A 24,905-nucleotide genomic window follows, 5' to 3' on the forward strand; every position below is an offset into this window, starting at 1 on the left:
AGGCTCACTCCGCCTGCGCGAATTGCGTCCGATGCAGCTCCTCGTAGCGGCCTCCTGCTGCGAGGAGCTCGTCGTGGGTGCCGCGCTCGGCGACTCTTCCGTCCTCGATCACCAGGATCACGTCCGCAGCTCGGATGGTCGACAGCCGGTGCGCGATGACAACCGACGTCTTGCCTTCCAGCGCCTCGGCCAACGCGGCCTGCACCGCGGCCTCCGACGTCGAGTCCAACGATGCCGTTGCCTCGTCGAGGATGACCACTCGCGGCTGTGCGATCAGCAACCGCGCGATCGTCAGGCGCTGACGCTCACCACCGGAGAGTCGATACCCGCGCTCGCCGACGACGGTGTCCAGACCGTCGGGCAGGGAGCGCACGAGGTCCGCGAGCCGCGCCCTCGAGAGCGCATCCCACAGTTCGTCGTCGGTGGCGTCGGGACGCGGTAGCAACAGATTCGACCGAATGCTCTCGTGGAACAGGTGCCCGTCCTGGGTCACCATTCCCACTGTGCCGCGGACGGATTCGGCCGTCAGGTCCCGCACATCGACGCCGCCGAGCCGGACCGAACCGCCGTCGACGTCGTAGAGCCGTGCGATCAACTGCGCGATCGTGGACTTGCCTGCACCGGATGTGCCGACCAGCGCAACCATCTGGCCGGGTTCGGCTCGGAACGACACACCGTGCAGAACCTCCTCTCCCCCGCGCGAATCCAAGGTGGCGACCTCCTCGAGCGAGGCGAGCGATACTTTGTCCGCGGACGGGTACGCGAACCTGACATCATCGAGTTCGACGGCCACCGGCCCGGGCGGTAGCGCTGTCGCGTCGGGCTTGTCGGCTATCAACGGAACGAGGTCGAGGACCTCGAATACTCGCTCGAAGCTCACCAACGCGCTCATGACCTCCACGCGGGCGCTGGCCAGCGCGGTCAGGGGTGAGTACAGCCGGGCCAACAGAAGTGACAGTGCCACAACCGAACCCGGGTCCAGAGTCCCACGGAGGGCGTAGAAGCCGCCCAATCCGTACACCACGGCGAGCGCCAGTGCCGAGACCAGTGTCAGCGCGGTGACGAACACCGTCTGCACCATGGCACTGCGCACTCCGATATCGCGCACCCTGGCCGCCCGGACCGCGAACTCGACCGATTCCTGTTCGGGATGCCCGAACAACTTCACCAGGGTTGCTCCCGGTGCCGAGAAACGCTCGGTCATCTGCGTACTCATCGCCGAATTGTGCGCTGCCGCTTCCCGTTGCAGCCGCGCGAGGCGTCGACCCATCCGGCGCGCAGGAAGTACGAACACCGGCAGCAGAACCAGTGCGAGAAGGGTGATCTGCCAGGAGATTCCGATCATGACCACCAACGTCAGTACCAGGGTCACGAGATTGCTGACGACACCGGACAGGGTGGTGCTGAATGCGCGCTGCGCTCCGATCACGTCGTTGTTGAGTCGACTCACCAACGCACCGGTGCGGGTTCGCGTGAAGAATGCGATCGGCATCCGTTGCACGTGGTCGAACACGGCCGTCCGCAGATCCAGGATCAGGCTCTCGCCGATGTTCGCCGAGAGCCATCGGTTGATCAGACCGACCACAGCGTCCACCAGAGCAATCCCTGCGATCGCCGATGCAAGCAGTACCACCACGCGTAGCTCTCGCCCGTCGACGATCGCATTGACCACCCGCCCCGCCAAGACCGGTGTGGCCACCGCGAGAACGGCCAGAGCCACGCTGAGCACCAGAAACCCGCCGAGTGCGCGGCGATGCGGTGCCGCGAACGTCAGGATCCTGCGGGCCGTCTCCTTCGAGAACGACGACTGGGTGTCGGGCCTGTTCATCGTGCGATACATCTGATTCCAGGCGGTCATCTCCATGCTCATCCCACCAACGTAGAACCTCGACACGACTCGAGGTCAAGCGCGGCACCCGAGACCGACGGGAGGGGCAGGCGGCCGAGCCACCTGCCCCTCCCACGACGATCACCGCGGCGCTATGCCGCAGCAGTTGCCGTCGCCGGCTCCAGTGCGAGCGCGAGAATATCCGCGACGTCGGTCATCGGACGAACATCCAACGCCTCCAACACCTCTGCGGGTACGTCGTCCAGATCCGGCTCGTTGCGCGCCGGAATGAACACGGTCTTCAGTCCCGCACGCTGCGCAGCCAGCAACTTCTGCTTCACCCCGCCGATCGGCAGCACCCGACCGTTCAACGTGACCTCACCGGTCATGCCGACATCCGAGCGCACCGGACGCCCGGTGGCCATCGACACCAGGGCGGTCACCATCGTCACACCGGCCGAAGGACCGTCCTTCGGCACCGCGCCCGCCGGAACGTGCACGTGAATTCTCCGATCCAGAGATTCCTGCGTGACGCCGAATTGCGCTGCGTGCGAGCGCACGTAGGACAGAGCGATCTGTGCGGACTCCTTCATCACGTCACCGAGCTGGCCGGTGAGCTCGAGCCGGGAGTCGCCTTCGGTCGCCGCGGCCTCGATGAACAGCACATCTCCGCCGAGTCCGGTGACCGCGAGACCCGTTGCCACTCCTGGTACTTCGGTGCGCTCGTGCGCCTCGGGTGTGAACCGCGGGCGACCGAGGTACGGCACCAGGTCCGGCTCGTCGATCTTCAGGACACCGGTGGTGCCCACCAGCTTCGTCGCCACCTTGCGAAGCGCCTTGGCCAGCAATCGCTCGAGTTGCCGCACACCCGGCTCACGGGTGTAGTCGGCCGCGATCTTGCGCAGCGCGGCGTCGGTGACCGTCACCTCCTCGGATGTGATTGCCGCCCTGTCCATCTGACGGGGAAGCAGGTAGTTCCGGGCGATGACGACCTTGTCGTCCTCGGTGTAGCCGTCGATGGTCACCAATTCCATACGGTCGAGCAACGGCCCGGGAATCTGGTCGATCACATTGGCGGTAGCGAGAAAGACCACGTCGGACAGGTCGAGGTCCAGATCGAGATAGTGATCACGGAACGTGTGATTCTGAGCCGGGTCCAGCACCTCGAGCAACGCAGCACTGGGGTCGCCGCGATAGTCCGAGCCGACCTTGTCGATCTCGTCCAGCAGGACAACCGGATTCATCGATCCCGCCTCGCCGATGGCCCGCACGATCCGGCCCGGCAGCGCGCCGACGTAAGTACGACGGTGCCCGCGGATCTCGGCCTCGTCGCGGACGCCGCCGAGAGCGACACGTACGAACTTCCGACCGAGTGCACGTGCGACCGACTCACCCAGTGAGGTCTTGCCGACTCCGGGCGGACCTGCGAGCACCATGACGGCACCGGACCCACGCCCACCGACCGACTGCAGTCCACGCTCGGAGCGACGGGCCCGGACGGCCAGGTATTCGACGATACGATCCTTCACGTCGTCGAGTCCGTGGTGGTCGGCATCGAGAACCGCACGCGCCGAATCGATGTCGTTGTTGTCGGTCGTGGTGTTGTTCCACGGCAGATCCAGCACGGTATCGAGCCAGGTGCGGATCCAGCCCGACTCGGGGCTCTGATCGCTGGCCCGCTCGAGTTTGCCGACCTCGCGCAGCGCCTGTTCGCGCACCTTCTCGGGTAGATCCGCTGCCTCGACGCGGCCGCGGTAGTCGTCGGCACCGTCGGGCTCGTCCTCGCCGAGTTCCTTGCGGATGGCCGCCAACTGCTGCCGGAGCAGGAACTCCTTCTGAGTCTTCTCCATGCCCTCGCGGACGTCACCGGAGATCTTGTCGTTGACCTCGACTTCGGCGAGATGAGCCTTGGTCCACTCGATGAGTGAGGTCAGACGCGTTGCCACGTCCGGGGTTTCGAGAAGGTCCCGTTTCTGCACGTCGGTGAGGTACGACGCGTAGCCGGCCGTGTCGGCGATCGCGCCCGGGTCGGTGAGTTTGTTGACCGAGTCGATCACCTGCCACGCATCTCGGCGCTGCAGCATCGCAACGACGAGTTGCTTGTACTCGGCCGCCAGGGCTTTGAGGTCGTCACTCGGGGGCACATCTGCAACGGTCTCGGCCTCGACCCACAGGGCGGCACCGGGTCCGCTGACTCCGTGGCCGATGTGCGCGCGGCGCGTGGCCTTGATGACAGCGGCCGGGCGGCCGTCTGCGAGGCGTCCCATCTGCACGATCGTGGCGAGGACTCCGTATGCGGCGTAGCGGTCCTCGAGACGCGGCGCGACGAGCAGCGTGCCGTCGTTGCTCGCCTTTGCGGCGTCGACGGCGGCACGCGCTGCCTCGTCGAGTTCTACGGGCACCACCATGCCGGGCAGGACGATCGGGTCGGTCAGGAACAGTACGGGGACACGAACGGTTTCGGTCACTTCTCCTCCAAAGGATTGAGCTATAGAGGCTCAACTTCGAAAGCAGTAGTGATGTTCCCGCCGATGTTCCTTGTTCTCCGTGGGCAGAACGCCGACCGCCCCGCACCGGTTACTTCAGCGCGCTGACCAGCTTCTCCGCGAGGGGGCGCGTCGACGCCGGGTTCTGACCGGTGTACAGGTTCCGGTCGACGACGACCTTCGGTGCCCACGCGTCGGTGGAGTCGAACTTCGCGCCGTTCTCGCGCAACCGGGACTCGAGCAACCACGGGGCCTTGTCGGCGAGACCTGCTTGGGTCTCCTCTTCGTCGGTGAATCCGGTGAGCTCGTACCCGTCGAACGCCCAGGTTCCGTCGCTGCGGACGGCGGGGAGCAGGGCGGCAGGCGCGTGGCACACCGCGGAGACCACCTTGTTCGAGTCGAGGAAGTCGATCACCAGTGCCCCGAAGCTCTCGGAGACGGCGAGGTCCTCCATCGGCCCGTGACCACCGGGCACGAAGACGACGTCGAAGTCGGACGCCTTCTGCTCCTCCAGCTTTGCGGGCGAGGACAGGATCGACTCGATGGAGGCGAGGTAGCTCTTCTGATCCGCCACCTTCTCCTCGTCGCCGCCGTTGGCATCGACGGCCAAGCTGCCTTCGTCGACGACCGGAGCCTTACCGCCCGGCGTCGCGACCGTGATATCCCAGCCTGCGTCGACGAACGTGCGATGGGACTCGACGAGCTCCTCGGCCCAGTACCCGGTGGGGTGCTTGCTTCCGTCGTTCAGGGTCCAGTGGTCGGCAGCGGTGACTGCGAACAGCAATGTTGTCATGGTCGAACAACCTCTCGTCGTCGGTATCTGGTCCTGCATGCCACGCGGGAGCCCGATCGAAACCCTCACCGACTCGGAGTCGAACCGATCACCACGACGGCATCGAGTGCCTCGGATTCGTCGATGCGACCGGTGAAGCCGGCGTCGACTACAGCTCGTAGCGTCGAATGTGCCAGTGCTGCACTGGTTTCGATGAGGAGGTAGCCGCCGGGAGCCAGCCACTGCGGCGCACCGACCGCGACCCGACGATGAATCCCGGCACCGTCCGAACCACCGTCGAGCGCGATGTGCGGCTCGTGGATGCGCGCCTCTCGTGGCATCAGCCCGATGTCGGCCGTCGGAACGTAGGGCGCGTTGACGACGATCGCGTCGAATCTGCCGCGCATCTCCGGCGGCAGGGCGTCGTACAGGTCGCCGCGATGTACGTGACCGACCGGTGCCGTGCCCACGCCTGCGGCGACATTGCGCGATGCACACCGAACCGCCACCGCGTCGACATCGGCAGCATGCAACTCGGTGACACCGTCGACCGACAGGCCTATCGCCCCGGATCCACAGCACAGGTCCAGTAACACCGAAGGATGCAGCGCTGCAGCACATTCGACGAGAAATTTGGTTCGCCGGCGAGGTACGAACACGCCCGGTTCGACGGCGATGCGTCGACCACAGAACGCGACCCAGCCGACGACATGCTCGAGCGGTTCGCCGGCGACGCGGCGTGCGAGCATTGCGGTCAGCTCCGCCGGGGTCGACGCGGACTCGACGAGAATGTCGGCTTCCTCGTCGGCGAACACGCATCCGGCTCTGCGCAGCGAGGACACCACCTCGCCGTACTCGAGTTCCGACATCGACCGTGCCTTCCGGAGTGCTTTTCGCCCGCCTGCCCGCCCGCTGAAATACTGTAGTCCGGTATGTCGCACGACAGGACGAACTGGGAAGCCGCTGTCCGACGGATGTGCTTGGCCCTGCCCGAGACCTACGAGGAGCAGGCATGGGTCGGGACACGCTGGCGAGTTCGCGGGCGCACCTTCGCCCACGTTCTCGAGATCCTCGACGGCGCCCCGCCTGCATCCGCCGCAGCCGCCGGCACCGACGGTCCGGCTCACGTGCTGATCTTTCGCTCCAGCGGAATCGAACTCGACGCACTGTCCGCCCGTGCCGGGTTCTTCAAGCCCGGATGGGGTCCGCAGATCATCGGAATGCCGCTCGACGAGTCCGTGGACCGGACCGAACTCGGCGAACTGATCACCGAGAGTTACTGCGATCGCGCCCCGAAGAAGCTCATCGCACTGCTGAATCGACCGGAGTGACTGCCGCGAACAAACTCGCTTGACGCTGCCTCGCGTCGGGGGACAGAGTGGCCGCATGCGCGCGCCCGAGAACTTGCTGGCCGATTGCGGCAGTTGTTTCGGACTCTGTTGCGTCGCTCTGCCCTTCGCGAAGTCGTCGGACTTCGCTGTCGACAAGGCCGCCGGCGAGCCGTGCCGGAACCTCCTCGGGGACTCGCGGTGCGGCATTCATTCGACGTTGCGGGAGAAAGGCTTTCCCGGGTGCGCGGTGTACGACTGCTTCGGTGCGGGCCAGAAGGTATCGCAGTCCACGTTCGCCGGACGCAACTGGCGGCAGCAACCGTCGAACTCGTCGGAGATGTTCGCGGTGTTCCCGATCATGCGTCATCTGCACGAACTGCTGTGGTACCTCGCGGATGTGCGTGACCGGGATTCGACTGCGCCGCTGCACAATCGGATCGGCCACGAGTACGACGAACTGGAGGCGCTGACCGAGTCGGCTCCCGAGGTTCTACTGTCGGTCGACGTCTCCGGGCTGCGTTCGCGAATCAACGAGTTGCTGATCGAGGCAAGCGATCTGGTTCGAACCGAAGTGAAGGGCAAGAAGAAGAACTACCGCGGCCGCGACCTGATCGGCGCACAGCTTGCCGGCGCGGACCTGCGCGGAGCGAGCCTGCGCGGTACGTATCTCATCGGGGCCGACCTGCGCAGGGCGGACCTGCGTCTGGCCGACATGATCGGCGCGGATCTCCGGGGTGCCGACCTCCGCGGCACGGACATGCTCGGCAGCATCTATGCCACGCAGTTCCAGATCGGCGCGGCACGTGGTGACCGAGCAACACGGCTACCCGAATCCTTGGCCCGTCCCAGTCATTGGGCCTGAACTTCAGCCGAGCGAGCGACCGGTCTGCTCCAACGCCGCTTGGACGACCGTCAACGCCTTGGGACCGACACCGTGCAGTTTCTTCAGCTCGGCCGCGGGCACCCCCGCAAGATCGTCCAGGCACATGTATCCCGCCGCGCGGAATGCCCGAGACGCAGGATTTCCGGTGCCCTTCGGAAAGTCCGGACGTTCGTCGGCTTCTGCTCTGCTCACGGGCAAAGTCTAAAACAGACCGGTAACCTGGCGGCGTGCCCGAAAACAAGCAGAGACGCGTTGTCATCACCGGTGCGAACACCGGTATCGGCTACTACACCGCCCTGGAGTTGGCGAAGCGCGGCGACCACGTAACGCTCGCGTGCCGCAACAAGGACAAGGCCGATGCCGCCGCGGCCAAAATTTCGGCGGAGGCACCCCGCGGAACCGTCGACACCGCCACCCTGAACCTCGCGGACCTGGCCTCGGTGCGTGAATACGCCGCGTCGGCACCGGAGTCGATCGACGTGCTGATCAACAATGCGGGCGTGATGATGCCGTCAATGCGGACCGAGACGGCGGACGGCTTCGAGCTCCAGCTCGGCACCAATCACCTAGGCCACTTCGCCTTGACTGGCCTGCTGTTCCCCAAGCTCGCTGCGGACGCGAAGATCACCACGATCGCATCCGTCGCACACCGGCAGGGACCCAAGCTCGATTTCGACAATCTTCAGCTCGAGCGTGGGTACAACCCTCAGCGTGGATACGCCAATTCCAAGCTTGCGAACATCCTGTTCGCTCTGGAACTCCAGCGCCGGATCGACAAGGCCGGACTGAAGATCACCAGCAATGCCGCGCACCCCGGAATCTCGGCCACCGAGCTGTACTCGAGCCCCGACGGGCTGGGCAGCAACAAGATCCTGTCCACCCTCGCTCCGATCGGACTGAAGATCTTCTCGCAATCCGCCAGTGCCGGAGCACGTCCCACGCTCTACGCCGTCGACGTTGCGGGTGGCGGCACGTACAGCGGCCCCAAATCCCTGTTCGAGACGCGCGGCAAGCCGGGCCCGGCGAGCATGACCAAGACCGCACAGGACCCGGCTCTTGCCGCGAAGCTGTGGGACGCCAGCGAGAAATTGACGGGAGTCGGCTACCCGTTCTGACGGGGAACCGTCACCGGGCGGGCGCGGGCAGAGGAAGTCCGCGCTCGCTCATGACAGTACGAGCGAATTGAGCTCTACATCGTCTCGAGCATCGTCCGATTTCCACCGTCCGCTTTCGCTCGGTACATGAGAGAGTCCGCCGCGCGCGTCGCGTCGTTGACCACATCGACCCCTGATGACCATGCCTCCGAATCAGGAGCGATCACGACAGCGCCGGCACTGACCGTGACCGGTATCGGATCCGAGCAGTCCGTCAGCGTGCCGCTCACGTCGAGCACCAGGTCACACAATTGTTCTGCCTCGCCGACGAGGACGGCCACGAACTCCTCGCCCCCGGTTCTCGCCACCACCCCCACCTTCCCGAGGTGGGCGCGGAGTCGGTCGGCAACGAGGACGATGACGGCATCGCCCTGGTCGTGTCCATAGCGGTCGTTGACGCTCTTGAACCGATCGATATCGACCAGAACGAGAACGAAAGCCAACTGCTCGCGGTGGGCGACCATGCGCAGATCTTCGATGGCATTCTGCAATCCGCGTCTGTTCTTCATTCGGGTCAGCGGATCGATCTCGGACTGCCGCGCATCCTCGCACACCAACGACCAGGCGATCTGGGCGAAGATCGGGACACCCGACGTCGCCCCTGCGGCCACCAGCACGGCGGCGATCGCATCCCACGGACCCCACAAGCCCTGCACATATGCGGCCGCCCCGATGTAGACGATCACCAGATTGGCGAACACCAGGTGCGCGACGAGCAGTCTCGGACCGAGGAAGAAGGTGCACATCGACCCGGTCAGCGCGAAGAGGAACGTGCCGATCAGCGCCGACGTGGGGACATCGAGAAGAATCACCGACGCAAGACCGACGTCGCCGAATACCAGGAAAGCCACCAGCTGCCACTTGCGGTCCGGTAGCGGCCCGACCAGCAACCACAGGATCGCGGCGAACTGCAGAACCAGGATGAAGATCACGTAGGCAACCGGACCCGATCCGGTCGGCCCGTTCGGTGAGGCCAGCATCAACATCGACACGGCGGCGTACAGAGCCACACAGCTCGCGAACACGACTCGGATCAGTCGGTGCAGCGGACGAGTCGACTTGTGCACGAAAATCCAGTCGAAATCGTGCGGGGCAGCGAACCAGTGGCGAAGAACCTGAGCCGCACTGGGCTGAGGTCCGAGCGGCGGAGCGGTGATACTCGAGATCGACCTCGGCGGCGAGGGCGTGCTCGACCGTTTGCGGTGGCGACTACGCGCCTGCCCGTGCGCCCGCGTCGAACGTGGTTGTACCGACGCATTCGATCGCTCGCCGTGCCGCGATGCGGGCGATCGAAAGTCTTCGTACATGAGGCTCCCTCGAGAAACGACCTGCCCAGGTCCGAAAGCGTACCGATCACCGGTTCGACTCGCCGGAAATCTTCCGATCCGGTCTCGGGCGGCGGATCGGGTCGAGCCGAGGGCATCCATCACGATGTGGACGTCTTCCCACACACAAAAAGGGAGACACCCACTACTGACGGCGGTCGGGGGCGACAGCAGTAGCGGGTGTCTCATTGAGCATTCGCAGCCCCTCTCGAGGTGGATGGGTGCCGGATGAGGAATTTTTTCGAAGTTTTTCCACGACCCGAGGAATAGCCTGTGACCATGCCTTTCACCGCAGCGAATCACTACGACTTCACCGGCGACGACATCACCGGGACCGTCGATGCCCATCGATCCGCAGGCGTCTGGGCGGCGCAGCTCGTTCTGAGCGGACAGACGTTCGAGTCCACCGACGTCACCCGATCGGACCTGGGTTTCGAGATTCGCACCGTCGTCGACAATCTTTCGGACGGTAACCGGACCCACCTGCTTGTCGTATTGCCACGCGTGGCCGTCGACTCCGACGACAACCAACCCGTCACCTTCACCTCCTACGCGGTGCTCTACACGGTCCACGGTGGATCGACCGAGGTGCACGGTGCGGCCGAGTCGTACGACGTGCGGCTGCTCAGCGGAACCGCGTCCCTCGTCGGTTAGTCCGGACCGGGAACAGCCCTCGTCGCATTCGGGTTGTTCCACGTAGTCGATTCGAGCACCAAGACTTTCGTGCCATCAGGAGCAGACGTGATCGAAATTCTCACCCCACGCGAGGTTCCTCTCGGCGGCCCGCGCGCCCTGAAGGTTCGGCGCACGCTCCCGCAGCGGCAGCGTTCACTGATCGGCGCGTGGTGCTTCGCGGACCACTACGGCCCCGACACCTCGTCGATGGACGTGCCACCCCATCCACACACCGGACTCCAGACCGTGAGCTGGTTGTTCTCCGGCGAGATCGAACACCGCGACAGCGTCGGATCACATGCCATGGTGCGGCCGGGTGAGCTGAATCTGATGACGGCCGGCTACGGCATCAGTCACTCCGAGACCTCCACCCCGGAGACCGAGATTCTGCACGGCATGCAGCTGTGGGTTGCCCTGCCGGCTCGATCGCGCTTCACCGCGCCGACTTTCGAGCACCACGTGCCACCGACCCACACGAGCCAGGGGCTGACCGCACGAGTGTTCCTCGGCTCGCTGCTCGGTGAGACCTCACCGGTGGCGACGTTCACCCCGCTCCTCGGAGCCGAGCTCGTGCTCGACGCCGGAGCCCGCGTCACCCTCGACGTCGACTCGACGTTCGAGCACGGCGTCATCGTCGATCAGGGCACCGTGACGATGGACGAGACCGTCCTTGCAGCAGCCGAATTGGGTTACCGCGAACCGGGCAGTTCGACGCTCGATCTGCACAACCCGACCCGAGAGCCGGTGCGACTGCTGCTGCTCGGTGGACCGCCGTTCGGCGAGCAGATCGTCATGTGGTGGAACTTCGTCGGCCGCAGCCACGAGGACGTCGTCGAGTACCGGGCCGCCTACGAGCGCGAGAGCGAGCAGTTCGGCACCGTCGAGGGGTATCCGGGATCTCGACTGCACGCGCCACCTCTGCCCAACAGCCGGATGCAACCTCGCGGCTGAATCACATTGCTATGCAGCAGGAGCCGTGGGTAGTACCCGCTTGATGACGTCGGTGAGCGTGACGATGCCGAGGAACCGTCCACCGGTCTCTACGACCGCGAGCTGAACGCTGCGGTTGCGCATCTGCCGTAGCAACTCGTACACCGGTGTCGATCCGTCGACCGTGTAGGCCTCCCGCGCGTAGTCGGCCGCCGGCTCCCCGACGTCGGCCAGCAACGTGTCTCTCACGTGGACGACGCCGGGCGTCGCGCCGGAGCTGTCGGTGAGCAGTACCCGAAGGTGACCGGAACGGAGCGCGGCCGCCTGCACATCGGAGACGGTGGCACCGTGCGGCACCGAGGTCGCCTCGGAGTCGGGCACCGTGATCGTCTCGACGGTCAGTGTCTCGAGTTCGATCACCCGGGTGATCTGAGTTTGCAGTTCCGGTTCCAGCACACCGACCTGCGACGAGTACTCGACGAGATTGCGGATCGTCTCGGCGTCGCGTCCGCCGACCGCGGCGCTCTCCACCGGCTCCACTCCCGACCGCTCGACGAGCTTGTTGGCAATCTTGTTGACCCACACCAGGAACAGCCGGAAGGGGCGGATGAACGCCCGAGACGGTAGCCCGATGATGGTGGCAGCGAGTTCGGGATGCGCGATGGCCCAGGACTTGGGGGCCATCTCACCGATCACCAGATGCAGGAACGTGACGAGCAACAGCGACAGCGCGAACGCGGCGGTTCCGGCCAACCAACCCGGCACACCCCACGAGGTGAACATCGGCCCCAGCCAGGAATCGACGGCGGGCTTGGTGACGGCACCGAGAGCGAAGGTGCAGGCAGTGATGCCGAGCTGCGCGCCCGCCAACATGATCGTCAACTCGTTCATTCCGCGCAGCGCCGCCCGCACCGATCGGCTCGTTCCGGCTTTCTCCTCCAGTCGGTGCCTTCGGGCGCCGAGCAGAGCGAACTCGATGACGACGAAGAACGCACTCAGCGCGATGAGCGCGACCGTCACGGCGACGACGACCCATGCGTTCATCGGTCCGTCTCCTCGTCCGACTCCTGCGAATCCTCGCTGCCGTCCGGTGAATTCTCGTGGAGTCTGATTCTCAGCTCACTCGGCACGTGCCGATCGACCTCGAGCACCTCCACCTCCAACGACGGACGCGGCGGCACCTCTTCCATGAGGTCGGCCCCGAACACCGCGAGGTCGATCCGCACCGTGTCTCCGACCTCGGGCAGATTTCCGCCCTCTGCGATGAGCAGGCCGGCAAGTGTCTCGTAATCGCCTCGCGGCAACAGCATGTCGCGACCGATGGTGCGTTCGACCTCGTCGACGTGGACGTCGCCGTCCATGAGCCACACTCCGTCTTTCCGAACCTCCACGCCGACGATGTCCTCGTCGTGCTCGTCGGTGATCTCGCCGACCAGCTCCTCGGCGAGATCCTCGATGGTCAGCACACCGGCGAATCCGCCGTATTCATCGATCACGCATGCCAATTCGTTCTTCGTGCTCGACAACAGCTCCAAGGCATCCTCGAGCGGCATCAGCTCCGGCACGATCAGCGGTGCTCGCATGATCTCGGTGACCGAACGGCTGTCGTCGGGGGCAGCGGCCAACACCTCGGCCAGCTGCACCACACCGATCGGCTCGTCACGGTCGCCGATCACCGGGTAGCGCGTGTGCGCACGCACCATCCGCGCCCGCATCTCGCCGATGGCGGTGGCGGGGGTGACTGCGTCCACCCGACTACGCGGGATCATGGCGTGCTCGACGTCGCGTTCCGGAAAGTCCAGGATGCGGTCGAGCAGCAACGACAGATCCTCGGTGAGATCTCCGCTGGCCCGGGAATCGTCGATGATGCTCTCGAGATCCTTGGCGGTGGCACTGCTGTCCACGTCGTGGACCGGTTCGACGCGCAGCAGACGCAGCATCGCGTTGGAGGACTTGTCGAAGAAGGTGATCAGCCAACCGAACGCGGCCAGGTAGATCAGCGTCGACCGGGCGAGGCGTCGGGACAGCGGATCGGGGTTCGCAATCGCGAGATTCTTCGGATAGAGCTCGCCGAAGATCATCTGCACGACGGTCGCGAGCACGAGAGCGCCCACCGTGCCGATCGAAATTCCCACCGCGATGGGAACTCCGGCGCTGCTCAGCAGCTCGCCCAGCGATTCGCCGATGAACGGCTCGGCCACGTAGCCGACCATCAGACCGGTGACCGTGATGCCCAGCTGCGCGCCCGACAGCATGAACGAGGTGCGCTTGGTGACCTTCAGTGCCCGCTCGGCCGACGCGTCGCCCTTCTCGGCTCCGGTACGGAGCGTCGCCCGGTCGACGGACATGTAGGCGAACTCCTGAGCCACGAAGTATCCGTTGGCCGCGATGATCGCGGCGGTGAGTACGAAGCCGAGGAGCAAGGACAGTAGCGCGGTGATCACCATGCGATCACTCGAAAACGGACGGCCGAAGCAGTGACCTCGGATGGAGCAGCGGCCACGGGCGGCCTAGGGGGATCTATGCAGTGCACAGTGCTCTCGACGCCTCCGGTATCGGACAATCCCGAAATGAGTGGAATGTCGCGATCCTACCGAGTACCGGGGGAGGATTCCGACGTCCAGGCGAACGAGCGATCAGAACAGAGTGGGAACCGCGTCGTCGGACGTCGACGTCTCGCGCGCAGCCGGGGCCTGAACCGGAGACGAGGGAACTGCATCCGCCGGGGCCGGTGTCGATTTGTCGGTCGCCTTCTTGGCCGGCGCTGTCGGACCGCCTGCGGCCACGGCGCGTGCCGCCTCCCCTGCCAAGGCGTCGGCTGCTTCGTTGAAGTGATTGCCGACGTGTCCGCGGACCCACCGGAACCGGACCGGACCTTCGCGTTCGGTGATGGCTCGCTCGATGCTCTGCACGAGCTCGAGGTTGCGTACCGGGGAACCGCCCGCAGTTTTCCAGCCCTTGCGCTTCCAGCCTGCGAGCCACTCGGACGCGCACTTGATGGCGTACTGCGAATCGGATTCGATCAACAGCGGCTCGGGGCCGGGGTGCGCCAGCACCGCCTCCAGCAGGGCCCTGAGCTCGGCGACCTGGTTGGTGCCCGAGGGCTCACCGCCGGAGTTGCTCGGCCCCGTGTGGTTGACCCACGCCCACCCGATTGCTCCGCCGGGGTTACGCAGACACGAGCCGTCCGTACTCACGATGATCACGGTCTCAGACCCTACGTCGGGGCACCGACAAAGCCCGGGTGACTCGCGCACGAACGCCGCGGGACTTGCCCGATGGGTCCGAGGCACGACCGACCCCGCGTATCAGGGCACGCGAGCGACCCGCGATTTCCTACCGTCCACGGTGAGCAACACGAACGCCAGTCCTGCCAACACGGCGATCACGGCCGAGAACAGCACCCCCGCCGCCACCAGTCCCCACTCGCTCGCCGCAGCTCCCGCGCCGATGACCGGGACCGATATGGCGACGTAGAGCACCACGAAGAACGTCGACGTCACTTCTGCTCGACGGTGCGGCGGAAGTTCCGCGTCGACGGCCGACATGCCGTTGCTGAACGTCACACCCTGCCCCACTCCGCACAGCACAGCCGCAACGATCAGCACCGTCAGCGACGCCACCAGCAACGACACTGCCAGGCACACCAATCCGAGCATCAGGACCACGCAACCCCACCGCTGCGCCGACGTCGGGTCGGCCTTGCGCACGGTGATCTGCGCGGTCGCCGATGCGGCGAAGACTGCGAACACCACGGCACCCGTCACCGCGTGGTTGTCGATCTGCAGCACGCCGGCGATGAATCCCGGTGAGACCGCGGTGAACAGTCCGAGTACCGCGAACCCGGCGAAGCCACCGATCGAGGCGCGCAGAAACGTGCCGCGGACATCCGCCGGTACGGACAAGCGCTGCATGTGCGGCCGGGCACCGCGTGCGACCCTGACGGTCTCGGGCGCGAGGAACACCGCCACCGCTGCCACGACGAGCAGGACGATATCGACGAAGAACGTCAGGCGCAGCGGTTGGGGAAGGTACTCGGCCAACAGTCCCGCAACCAACGGGCCGAGGCCGAGTCCGCCGATGTTGGCCGCGGTGGCGATGGCCGGGGCTCGGTCGCGCCACTTGTCCGGTACCAGTTCGATCAAGGTCACCGTCGCGGTGCCCACGAAGATTCCTGCCGATATTCCGGACAGCAGGCGCCCGATCACCAGGGCCGTCAACGACTCGGCGAACACGAACACCACGGCGCTGACCAGTCCGAAAGCGATGGCGGCCAACAGCATCGGCCGACGCCCGAGCGAATCGGACCAGCGGCCGAAGGCCAGCAGGGCACCGAGTACACCGACCGCGTACGCCGCGAACACCAGGGTGACGACGAAGACGGAGAAGCCGAACTCGATCTCGTACAGCGCATAGAGCGGCGTCGGCATCGTCGTGCCCATCATCGCCACGACGAACGCGTAGGCAACTCCGACGAACGCGGCTGCGCGCGATCGAGTCACGAAGAACCTCCTGATGGTGTCGATGGAACCGGACGCGGCGAGGGAGTCCGTGCGGTGATCCCGCGTTCCGCGGGGCACTATGTATCTTGCCGTCGGTACTGCGATCGTGCCGATCGACGCCCCGCCGAGGACCCATTCGGGCCACACGGCCACGACCCTTCGGAGGTGAAGAACCGATGCCCGACGACGCCGGTTCCGATGGGGTGGTCCGACTCGTCACCTCCGAACAGCGGATCGACGTTCGGATGTCGGTGTCGCCGCTGCGTCGGGGCCGAGGTGATCCCACGTACGAGTCGACGCCCGACGGCGGGATCTGGCGCACGTCGCGCATGAGCTCCGGTCCGGTGACGTACCGCCTGACCCAGACCTCGCCGACGAGTGCCCAGGTTCGAGCGTGGGGCCCCGGTGCACCCGACCTGTTGGACGCGGCACCCGCGCTCCTCGGAGTGGACGACGATGCCTCCACGTTCGCACCCGAGCATCCGATTCTCCAGGAAGCCCACCGGCGGCTGCCGCACCTGCGACTGGGTAGAACGGGGCTGGTGCTCGAGGCCCTGATCCCGGCGATCATCGAGCAACGAGTACACGGACTTTCGGCCTTCGGGTCGTGGCGTTACCTGGTGACCAAGTTCGGCGAGAAGGCACCGGGTCCGACGCCGAAGCCGATGTTCGTCTTCCCGACACCCGACGTGTGGCGCCGCATCCCGTCGTGGGAGTACCACCGCGCCAACGTCGACCCGGCCCGGTCCAAGACCGTCGTCCGCGTTGCCTGCGCGGCCGGTCGTCTGGAGGAGGCGACGGGAATGACACCCGAGGACGCTGCGCGCAGGCTGCGGGCCATCCCGGGCGTCGGCGTCTGGACGGCGGCCGAGACCGCGCAACGCGCCCTCGGGGATCCCGACGCATTGTCGGTGGGCGACTATCACCTGGCGTCCGTGGTGGGCTGGTCGCTGTTGGGTAGGCCGATCGACGACGCGGAGATGGTCGAGTATCTCCGGCCCCTGGCACCGCACAGACATCGCGCGATCCGGCTGCTGTATCTGAGCGGTAAGGCCACCAAGCCCAAGTTCGGTCCTCGCACCGCGCTGGTGGATCACACGTGGCACTGAGCCTTCACTGCTCGTACAGTCGAGTTGTTCGCCAACGTAAGGGGTTTGTCTGTGGTTGCCATCGGTAGTTCCGATCTGGAGATCTTTCCGCTCGCACTCGGCGGGAACACGTTCGGCTGGACCAGCGACGAGGCCGAGTCGTTCGAGATCCTCGACGCGTTCACCGCAGGCGGAGGCAACTTCGTCGACACCGCGGATTCGTACTCGGCATTCGCCGACGGCAACTCCGGCGGTGAATCCGAAACGATCATCGGCAAGTGGACCAGAGCCCGCGGAAACCGGGACGATGTCGTCATCGCCACCAAGGTCAGCCAACATCCCGAGTTCCGCGGACTGGCCCCGGAGAACATCCGTGCCGCCGCAGACGCGTCGCTGGCTCGGCTGCAGACCGACCGAATCGACGTCTACTACGCGCACTACGACGACGAGAAGACTCCGCTGGTCGAGTCCCTCGCCGCGTTCGACGCATTGGTACGGGCAGGCAAGGTGCGGTACGTGGCCATCTCGAACTACACCCCGGCGCGGGTGCGTGAATGGCTCGACCTCGCCCGAGACAACGGTTTCGCGGCACCGATAGCACTGCAGCCGCACTACAACCTGGTCGCCCGCCGTGACTACGAAGGCGAACTGCAGAATCTGGCCGTCGAGAACGATCTCGGCGTGTTTCCCTACTTCTCCCTCGCCGCCGGATTCCTCACCGGTAAGTACCGCACCCGAGAGGACCTGGCCGGCAAGCAACGCGAACGTCTGACCACGGGGTACTTCTCGGACGCCGGTCTCGACGTGGTGCAGGGCCTACGTGAGATCGCCGAATCACGTTCGGCGGAGATTTCGAGCGTGGCCCTCGCGTGGCTGCTCGCGCGACCGGGCGTCACCGCCCCGATCGCCAGCGCGAGCAAGATCTCCCAGCTACCGGCTCTGCTCGACGCACCCGCATTGGCTCTGACCAGCCAGGAAGTGGAGAAGCTGACCGTACTGTCCGACGCCGTGGCGTAGGACACGAAAGTTGTAGTCAGCAACCGGGAACAGAACGAGTACCCCGGTTGCTGAACGTCGGGTGGCCCAAGCACCGAACACGACAGCAGCCGAGACACCCGTAGCACCAGCGACGAACACCTCTCCCGAGCCGACGTCGAAGGAACGCCTGCGGGTGATCCTGGTTCTCGGCGCACTCATCGCGCTCGGTCCGCTGACCATCGACATGTATCTGCCGGCTCTTCCGGCCATCGCCGACGACCTGAACACCCCGTCGTCGGCGGTGCAGCTCACCCTCGCAGGCACGTTGATCGGCCTCGCCCTCGGACAGCTCGTCATCGGGCCGCTCTCGGACATCGTCGGCCGACGACTACCGCTCATCGTCGGTACCGGAGTGCACATCCTGGCCTCCGTCGCCTGCATCGTGGCTCCCAACATCGCCGTTCTCGGTGGCCTACGCGTGGTGCAGGGTCTCGGTGCCGCCGCCGCTGCAGTGGTCGCGATGGCCATCGTGCGAGACCTGTTCAGCGGCCGCGCGGCCGCAACCGTGCTGTCCCGGCTGATGCTCGTCATGGGCGTCGCACCCGTGCTGGCGCCCTCGCTCGGCGGTGCCGTGCTGCTGGTGGGATCGTGGCGTCTCGTGTTCGCCGCGCTGGCAATCATGGGTGTCGCCCTGATGACACTGGCGATCGTGTCGCTACGCGAGACGCTGCCGCCCGAGCGCCGTCGCGCGAGCGGAGTCATGCCGGTGTTGCGCACCTACCGCTCTCTGCTGCGCGACGCACAGTTCGTGGTGCTCGTTCTCGTCGCGGCCCTCGCGATGTCCTCGTTGTTCGCATACATCGCCGGTTCGTCGTTCGTTCTGCAGGAGGAATTCGGCCTCGACGAGCAGCAGTTCGCCATCGTCTTCGCCGCCGGTGCGATCTCGCTCATCGGTGCATCTCAGCTCAACGTCCTCCTGCTCGGACGCTTCGCTCCGGTGCAGATCGTGCTGGCCGCACTGTCGTTCGCCGTGCTCGCGGGCGGCGTCATGGCCGTGCTGGCGATCGCCGAGATCGGTGGGATGGCCGGCTTCGTGATTCCGCTGTGGTTCGTGCTCGGTGCCGTCGGATTCGTCATGCCCAACGCACCTGCGCTCGCGCTGTCCAGGCACGGTGAGGCCGCAGGCGGTGCCGCTGCCCTTCTCGGAGCAGCTCAGTTCGGGCTCGGTGCCATCGTCGCGCCGATCGTCGGTGCCCTCGGAAACGACGCCGTTGCCGTGTCCACCACGATGGTCGCGACCTCTGCCGCCGCACTGGCAGCTCTGGGTGTCATCACCGCACGCACGTCGTCGCGACTGTGAGCTCGGTGCGGGCCACCACCCGCTAGGGTTTCCGCCATGGCCGAACGTGAACGTGATGCGCACGGTAAGCCCCTGAACGCCAGGCCTCGGGACGGTCTCGGGCGGCCCCTCGCTCGCGGCGGCAACGGAACCCCACGCGTGCCCGACGACCTCCGGCTTCCGCCCGCCGCCGCACTCGTCGAAGCCCAGAGATTCCTCGACGCGAACATGCCGTTCCATGCGCACGAGGTACTGGAAGGCACGTGGAAGAGCTGCTCGCCCGACGAGCGTCCGTTGTGGCAGGGCCTGGCCCAACTCGCCGTCGGTTTGACCCATCTGATGCGTGGCAACCGCGTCGGTGCCGGTTCGCTGCTCCGGCAAGGACACGACCGGCTCATCGGTTTCGAGGCCGACCCTCCGCATCGTGTCGATGTCGCCGGTCTGCTGACCTGGTCCGAGGGCCTGCTCGGCGAGCTCGAGACCGGAAGGTTACCGGCCTCTCCCGGCATTCCGGCGCTGCGCACCACCGACCGAACCGATCCCGACGGGGGCGTCCTGGCGTCCGATTCCGGCTCGAGTTAACCTGAGCAAGGTTAGGTAAGGCTAGGACAATCCGATCGGAAGTGGGGTCGCCGGCATGAGCGTGTTCGGACCGCTGAGACTCGTGCACCGCGAGACGATCAGCCCGGCCCAGCTCGGACGCACTCTCTGCACCGAGGTAGCCGAACAGGTCCCGTACTGGGTCGCCGTCCTGACCCCGGCGGAGCGACCGTTGCTCACCGAACAGTTCACGAAATTCGAGCAGACGTCGATGACGTTCGCACTGCCCGACGGTCCGCATCGCCGCCGCGTTCTGCTGCTGGCCGCCCTGGGCTCGGCCGTATCCACGTGGCAGAGAAACAACCGTCGCGGCTCCTCGGCCGGCGCGTTGGTCGACCTCGATCTCGATCGCACCGGTGCCGTTCACCCGGTCCGACTCCCCGCGGTCCACACCGACGCCCTCACCGTGCCCTCCCACGCCGAACACCTTCTCGACGATGTCGCGAGGCGGCTCGCCGCGGTGCCGAACGCCGGCCGCGACTATGCGCTGACCCGCAACTATCCCGCGCTGGCCTGCCGCGCGGGAGCGCAGATCATCGTCCGTGACGCTGCCCTGGCCGAGCCCAGCCGCGACCACGCCATCGACATCGGAATCACAGTGACGGACACAGGCATTGCCCTGGCACGAATCACCTGGGCGCACGGCCTGCAGGGAGCCGACGAGCTGATCCGACTGTGGTCGGACACCGTTCGCCAGTTGGCGACGACGACGCCCGCCGCTACAGGCTCTTCAGCAGCCTGACGTCGTCTTCGATCCCCTCGGGCGGAGTCTCGAGGATCACCGGCGCGTCGGCCGCCAGCGCGACGGCCGTCAGGATCTCGGCGTCGATCGTTCCGGTGCCCAGATTCGCGTGCCGGTCTCGCGCCGAATCGAACTCGTCGCGTGAATTGTTCAGATGCACCAGATCGATTCGTCCGGTGATGGCCTTGATTCGGTCGACCACGTCGACCAGATCCTCGCCCCCGGCCCACGCATGGCAGGTGTCCAGACAGAATCCGGCACCGAATTCACCGATCGCGTCCCACAACCGGGCGATGTCGTCGAAGTGGCGTGCCATCGCGGAGTCTCCGCCCGCGGTGTTCTCGACGAAGATCGGCACGGCGAAGCCACCCTGCTCCGCCTGGCGCTCGAACAGCTTGCGCCAGTTGTCGATTCCCTTCGCGGTGTCCTCGCCCTCACGAACGTGGCCGCCGTGGACGACCAGACCGATGGCCCCGATCTCGGCCGCGGCAGCAGCCTGCTCGACGACGGCCTTGCGCGAGGGAATGCGGATCCGATTGTTCAAACTCGCCACGTTGAGCACGTAGGACGAGTGCACCACCACGTCGACGTCGCCGGTCAACAGCGCCTCGCCCTGGGGGTGCGGGGAAAGTTTGTTCCACTTCTGCGGATCGGTGAGGAACATCTGGACGAGGTCGACGCCGAGCGCCTCGGCGGTACCGAGAGGGTCGCTGCTGTCGCGGACGTGGGCTCCGATGCGCATGACGCCCATCATAGGGGTGGTGTTCAGGGTCTCCCCTGATAGCGACGGGCGCGGAACGCTGGAACACTGGCACGCATGAGCGACATTGCCGCACGTGCGGTCGACGTATCGAAGGTTTACGGATCCGGGGACACCCAGGTTCACGCACTGTCGGGGGTGAGCGTCGACTTCGCGCGCGGCGAATTCACCGCCATCATGGGACCGTCGGGTTCGGGCAAGTCGACGCTGATGCACTGCCTGGCCGGATTGGACAACGCATCCTCGGGCACGGTGACCATCGGCGACACCGAGTTGACGGCACTCTCCGACAAGGAGATGACCGGATTGCGCAGGGACCGAATCGGATTCGTGTTCCAGGCGTTCAATCTGGTGCCGACACTGACCGCGCTGGAGAACATCACGTTGCCGCTCGACATCGCGGGCCGCGCAGCGGACCAGGCCTGGCTCGACACCGTGGTCGACAAATTGGGCCTGCGCGACCGCCTCGATCACCGTCCCAGCGAACTCTCGGGCGGGCAGCAGCAGCGAGTGGCGTGCGCGCGTGCGCTGGCGGGCAGGCCCGACATCGTGTTCGGCGACGAGCCGACCGGTAACCTGGATTCTCGCTCGTCCGGCGAGGTGCTGTCGATTCTGCGCACTGCCGCAGACGAATTCGACCAGACCGTCGTCATCGTCACGCACGATCCACGCGCGGCCAGCTACGCCGACCGCGTCGTGTTCCTCGCCGACGGTGCGGTCATCGATCAGCTGAACTCGCCCACGGCCGACGCCGTACTCGAACGGATGAAGAAGCTGGAGACGGTCCGATAATGGCGCATTCCGTTTCCAACAAACCTCCTCGACAAAAGCCGTCGGGCAATCCCATGCGCAAGGTGTCGTTGAGAAACCTTGCAGCACACAAGGTTCGGTTGGCGTTGACCGTGCTGTCCGTCGTGCTCGGCACGGCGTTCGTCGCGGGTTCGTTCGTCTTCACCGACACCCTCCAGCGCACCTTCTCCTCGCTGTTCGCCGACACCGCACAGGGCGCGGACGTTCGAGTGAGCCCCGAGGACGCGCGCTCTTCCGGCGTGCCGAACGAGGACATCGCAGCAATCTCGGCGTTGCCGAACGTGCGCGCCGTGTCCCCGTACGTCGGCGGACAGTTGGTACTGCTGGGCTCGGACGGTGCCGCCGTCCAGTCCGGCGGCGCACCGACCATCGGTGAGTCGTACCTCCCGGACGACCAACGACTCGGCGATCCGACCACCTTCGTCGACGGTTCGGCTCCCACCGCTCCTGGTCAGATCGCCATCAATGCCGGTGGCGCCGAGCGCGCAGGCCTGAAAGTGGGTGACGCAACCCAGGTCCTCGTGCCGTCCAAGGGCATCACCGACGTCACCGTCAGCGGAATCTATTCCACGGCAACCGAATCCGGCGGCTACATCGGAATCCAGTTCGTGCAGAGCCAGGCGAACGAGCTGTTCACCGACGGCGCTCACGTGCAGTACATCGACGTCGCGGGCAACGATCTCGCCGCACAGGGATTGGGTCAGAGCGATCTTCGCGACGAGATCGCCGCGGCATTTCCCGATCTGAAGGTCCAGACCGCCGCGGACGTACAGGCCGAGACTCAGGCCGAGGTCGAGTCCGCGCTGTCGTTCATCAACTACTTCCTGCTCGCCTTCGGCGGGATCGCCCTGCTGGTCGGCACCTTCATCATCTACAACACGTTCTCGATGATCGTCGCGCAACGCGTCCGCGAACTGGCACTGCTGCGCGCCATCGGAGCCAGCCGCGGACAGGTCAGCCGGTCGGTCGTCCTCGAAGCCCTCGTCGTGGGCGTCATCGGCAGCGTCCTGGGCTTCGTCGGCGGAGTCGGGCTCGCCTACGGCCTACGAGCACTGCTGAACGCCTTCGACCTGGGCCTGCCGTCGGGACCGCTGGCACTGGAGCCGCGCACCGTTGTCGTCGCCTTCGCCGTCGGAATCCTCGTCACCGTGCTGAGCGCGTACGCACCGGCCCGACGAGCGGCCAAGATTCCGCCGGTCGCCGCGATGCGAGAGGAGTTCGCCTCTGCGGGCGACACCCTGCGCACCCGGACTTTCGTGGGCGTCGGCCTGGGAATCGCAGGCGCAGCCGCACTGATCATCGGCGCGCAGTCGACCGGCGGGGCTGCCGCTGCCACGGTCGGCGCGGGAGCCGTCGCGCTGATCGTCGCCACCGCACTGGCCGCACCGTCGCTGTCACGGCCGGTGGTCGGCGCGCTGGGTGCCGTCATCACCCGTCCGTTCGGCGCGATCGGACGCTTGGCCAGGACCAACTCGGTACGCAACCCGCGACGCACCGCGGCCACCGCCTTCGCCCTGATGCTCGGACTCATGCTCGTCACCGTCATCGGCGTGCTCGGATCCACCGCCAAGGCCAGTGTCGACTCACTCGTGGACACCGGCGTCGAGGCGGACTACATCCTGTCCGGTCCGCAGTCGATCGGTGTTCCGACCGGTGCAACGACTGCAGCACAGCAGGTGACCGGCGTGGACCGCACAGCGGTACTGCACCCTGTATTCGTCACCATCGCCGGCCAGGAGGAGTACGGCGCCGCCATCGACGGCTCACCCGAGGGACTGCTAGAGCTGTCGATGGTTCAGGGCACTGCAGACCTCGACAGCGAGGGATTCTCGGTGTCGGAGACCGAAGCGGCGACGCGCGGGTGGACGGTCGGAACCGAGGTCACCTTCGACACCGTGGACGGGGCGTCGGTCCCGGTGACCGTCACCGGCGTGTTCACCGACAATCCGCTCATCGGGAGTTGGATCGTCTCGGGCGACATCTACCAGGAGGTGACGCCGTCCATCACCCGGTCCGACATCCTGGTTCTGGTCAAGGCCACGCCCGGAACAGACCTGGACACGCTGCGGTCCGACCTCGAGGCCGCGACCAAGCCGTTCGTCGTCGTCCAGGTCCAGGACGTGGAGGAGTTCAAGGGTAGCCAGGGTCAACAGATCGACACCCTGCTCGCCGTTCTGTACGGATTGCTGGCACTGGCCGTCGTGATCGCCGTGCTCGGCATCGTCAACACGCTGGCCCTGTCGGTCGTCGAGCGGCGTCGGGAGATCGGCATGCTGCGCGCGATAGGCATGCAGCGGCCTCAGGTACGACGCATCATCTATCTCGAGTCGCTGCTCATCGCACTGTTCGGCGCGATCGTGGGCGTCGTCCTCGGCATCGCGTTCGGGTGGGGATTCGTGCAGACTCTCCGCGACGAGGGCCTGGGCACCATGACCGTGCCGTGGGGCCAGGTGGTGGCGATGCTGCTCGGATCCGCTGTCGTCGGTGTGTTGGCGGCGCTGTGGCCCGCCGTTCGAGCAGCACGCACGAAGCCTCTCGAGGCCATCGCGGACCTGTAGGGGCGTACCCGAAACCGACCGGACATTCCGCAACGTCACCCGATTGTTGTGGAATGTCCGGTTTTCCGCTTGCGTAAAAAGGCTGTTCACGTCTACCTTTGGAGCGGTAAAACAGTCTCGGAGCCGGTTTAGAGGTATCAAACC

23 protein-coding genes are annotated in these 24,905 nt (G+C 66.0%); 12 read left to right on the forward strand and 11 right to left on the reverse strand.

What is annotated here, in order from left to right; all coding sequences use genetic code 11:
* Positions 1-4: 4 nt before the first annotated feature.
* The 4 genes from CH249_RS04270 to CH249_RS04285 all read right to left on the reverse strand — a co-directional run bounded on the left by CH249_RS04270 (position 5) and on the right by CH249_RS04285 (position 5,955).
* Positions 5-1,870 (reverse strand): ABC transporter ATP-binding protein, encoded by a 1,866-nt coding sequence (locus CH249_RS04270; protein ID WP_032396785.1) that lies wholly within the window; start codon positions 1,868-1,870, stop codon positions 5-7.
* 110 nt (positions 1,871-1,980) lie between these two features.
* Positions 1,981-4,296 carry an endopeptidase La gene (lon, locus tag CH249_RS04275; RefSeq protein WP_094629166.1) on the reverse strand — a complete coding sequence of 772 codons (2,316 nt, stop codon included), beginning with the start codon at positions 4,294-4,296 and terminating at the stop codon, positions 1,981-1,983.
* Between the two features lie 109 nt (positions 4,297-4,405).
* Complete coding sequence (locus CH249_RS04280) at positions 4,406-5,107, reverse strand: type 1 glutamine amidotransferase domain-containing protein (protein ID WP_032396787.1); 702 nt, start codon at positions 5,105-5,107, stop codon at positions 4,406-4,408.
* A gap of 65 nt (positions 5,108-5,172) precedes the next feature.
* Complete coding sequence (locus tag CH249_RS04285; RefSeq protein ID WP_094682508.1) at positions 5,173-5,955, reverse strand: putative protein N(5)-glutamine methyltransferase; 783 nt, start codon at positions 5,953-5,955, stop codon at positions 5,173-5,175.
* 63 nt (positions 5,956-6,018) lie between these two features.
* Between CH249_RS04285 and CH249_RS04290 the strand changes: the two genes are divergently transcribed.
* Both CH249_RS04290 and CH249_RS04295 read left to right on the forward strand, forming a co-directional pair.
* On the forward strand, positions 6,019-6,417 hold the full coding sequence (locus CH249_RS04290; RefSeq protein WP_094682507.1) for an MmcQ/YjbR family DNA-binding protein: 399 nt from the start codon (positions 6,019-6,021) through the stop codon (positions 6,415-6,417).
* Positions 6,418-6,472: 55 nt separating this feature from the next.
* On the forward strand, positions 6,473-7,279 hold the full coding sequence (locus tag CH249_RS04295; protein ID WP_094682506.1) for a pentapeptide repeat-containing protein: 807 nt from the start codon (positions 6,473-6,475) through the stop codon (positions 7,277-7,279).
* Between the two features lie 3 nt (positions 7,280-7,282).
* Here the strand turns inward: CH249_RS04295 and CH249_RS04300 are convergent, their stop codons facing one another.
* Positions 7,283-7,492: a DNA-binding protein gene (locus tag CH249_RS04300; RefSeq protein WP_094646136.1), complete on the reverse strand. Its 210-nt coding sequence runs from the start codon at positions 7,490-7,492 to the stop codon at positions 7,283-7,285.
* 35 nt (positions 7,493-7,527) lie between these two features.
* Between CH249_RS04300 and CH249_RS04305 the strand changes: the two genes are divergently transcribed.
* Positions 7,528-8,415, forward strand: a complete 888-nt coding sequence (locus CH249_RS04305) for an oxidoreductase (protein WP_094629161.1) — start codon at positions 7,528-7,530, stop codon at positions 8,413-8,415.
* Between the two features lie 74 nt (positions 8,416-8,489).
* Here the strand turns inward: CH249_RS04305 and CH249_RS27785 are convergent, their stop codons facing one another.
* Positions 8,490-9,521: a GGDEF domain-containing protein gene (locus tag CH249_RS27785; protein WP_179272823.1), complete on the reverse strand. Its 1,032-nt coding sequence runs from the start codon at positions 9,519-9,521 to the stop codon at positions 8,490-8,492.
* Positions 9,522-10,058: 537 nt separating this feature from the next.
* Between CH249_RS27785 and CH249_RS27485 the strand changes: the two genes are divergently transcribed.
* Both CH249_RS27485 and CH249_RS04315 read left to right on the forward strand, forming a co-directional pair.
* A complete protein-coding gene (locus tag CH249_RS27485) occupies positions 10,059-10,433 on the forward strand; it encodes a hypothetical protein (RefSeq protein WP_143544362.1) in 375 nt (124 codons plus the stop codon).
* Positions 10,434-10,520: 87 nt separating this feature from the next.
* On the forward strand, positions 10,521-11,405 hold the full coding sequence (locus CH249_RS04315; RefSeq protein WP_094629159.1) for a pirin family protein: 885 nt from the start codon (positions 10,521-10,523) through the stop codon (positions 11,403-11,405).
* Positions 11,406-11,414: 9 nt separating this feature from the next.
* On the opposite strand, the gene CH249_RS04320 is transcribed toward CH249_RS04315, so the two are convergent.
* From CH249_RS04320 to CH249_RS04335, 4 genes are all read right to left on the reverse strand, one after another.
* On the reverse strand, positions 11,415-12,428 hold the full coding sequence (locus CH249_RS04320; protein ID WP_094682505.1) for a hemolysin family protein: 1,014 nt from the start codon (positions 12,426-12,428) through the stop codon (positions 11,415-11,417).
* On the reverse strand, positions 12,425-13,828 hold the full coding sequence (locus CH249_RS04325) for a hemolysin family protein (RefSeq protein WP_032397285.1): 1,404 nt from the start codon (positions 13,826-13,828) through the stop codon (positions 12,425-12,427). The genes CH249_RS04320 and CH249_RS04325 overlap by 4 nt, the downstream gene beginning before the upstream one ends.
* Positions 13,829-14,020: 192 nt before the next feature.
* The gene (locus CH249_RS04330; RefSeq protein WP_032396797.1) at positions 14,021-14,590 is read right to left on the reverse strand and encodes a ribonuclease H; all 570 of its coding nucleotides are present in this window, start codon (positions 14,588-14,590) and stop codon (positions 14,021-14,023) included.
* Positions 14,591-14,692: 102 nt separating this feature from the next.
* Complete coding sequence (locus CH249_RS04335; RefSeq protein WP_256986303.1) at positions 14,693-16,039, reverse strand: MFS transporter; 1,347 nt, start codon at positions 16,037-16,039, stop codon at positions 14,693-14,695.
* 23 nt (positions 16,040-16,062) lie between these two features.
* On the opposite strand from CH249_RS04335, the gene CH249_RS04340 reads away from it, so the two are divergent.
* The 5 genes from CH249_RS04340 to CH249_RS04360 all read left to right on the forward strand — a co-directional run bounded on the left by CH249_RS04340 (position 16,063) and on the right by CH249_RS04360 (position 20,633).
* The gene (locus tag CH249_RS04340; RefSeq protein WP_094682504.1) at positions 16,063-16,995 is read left to right on the forward strand and encodes a DNA-3-methyladenine glycosylase; all 933 of its coding nucleotides are present in this window, start codon (positions 16,063-16,065) and stop codon (positions 16,993-16,995) included.
* Between the two features lie 51 nt (positions 16,996-17,046).
* Positions 17,047-17,991, forward strand: a complete 945-nt coding sequence (locus tag CH249_RS04345; RefSeq protein ID WP_094682503.1) for an aldo/keto reductase — start codon at positions 17,047-17,049, stop codon at positions 17,989-17,991.
* A 61-nt stretch (positions 17,992-18,052) separates the two neighbouring features.
* Positions 18,053-19,312 (forward strand): multidrug effflux MFS transporter, encoded by a 1,260-nt coding sequence (locus CH249_RS04350; protein ID WP_032396799.1) that lies wholly within the window; start codon positions 18,053-18,055, stop codon positions 19,310-19,312.
* 36 nt (positions 19,313-19,348) lie between these two features.
* Positions 19,349-19,873 carry a DUF309 domain-containing protein gene (locus CH249_RS04355; protein ID WP_045197506.1) on the forward strand — a complete coding sequence of 175 codons (525 nt, stop codon included), beginning with the start codon at positions 19,349-19,351 and terminating at the stop codon, positions 19,871-19,873.
* 55 nt (positions 19,874-19,928) lie between these two features.
* Positions 19,929-20,633, forward strand: coding sequence for a hypothetical protein (locus CH249_RS04360; protein ID WP_094682502.1), 705 nt, complete (start codon positions 19,929-19,931; stop codon positions 20,631-20,633).
* Here CH249_RS04360 and CH249_RS04365 read toward each other — a convergent pair.
* Positions 20,611-21,375, reverse strand: coding sequence for a deoxyribonuclease IV (locus tag CH249_RS04365; RefSeq protein ID WP_045200588.1), 765 nt, complete (start codon positions 21,373-21,375; stop codon positions 20,611-20,613). The genes CH249_RS04360 and CH249_RS04365 overlap by 23 nt on opposite strands.
* Before the next feature lie 75 nt (positions 21,376-21,450).
* Between CH249_RS04365 and CH249_RS04370 the strand changes: the two genes are divergently transcribed.
* Entirely contained in the window at positions 21,451-22,185 is a 735-nt protein-coding gene (locus CH249_RS04370; RefSeq protein WP_032396800.1) for an ABC transporter ATP-binding protein, read from the forward strand.
* Positions 22,186-22,238: 53 nt separating this feature from the next.
* The gene (locus tag CH249_RS04375) at positions 22,239-24,761 is read left to right on the forward strand and encodes an ABC transporter permease (protein ID WP_032396801.1); all 2,523 of its coding nucleotides are present in this window, start codon (positions 22,239-22,241) and stop codon (positions 24,759-24,761) included.
* The last annotated feature ends 144 nt before the right edge of the window (positions 24,762-24,905 follow it).

It is taken from the genome of Rhodococcus sp. 05-2255-3B1 (assembly GCF_002258545.1).
In the GTDB taxonomy this organism is placed as follows: Bacteria; Actinomycetota; Actinomycetes; order Mycobacteriales; family Mycobacteriaceae; genus Rhodococcoides.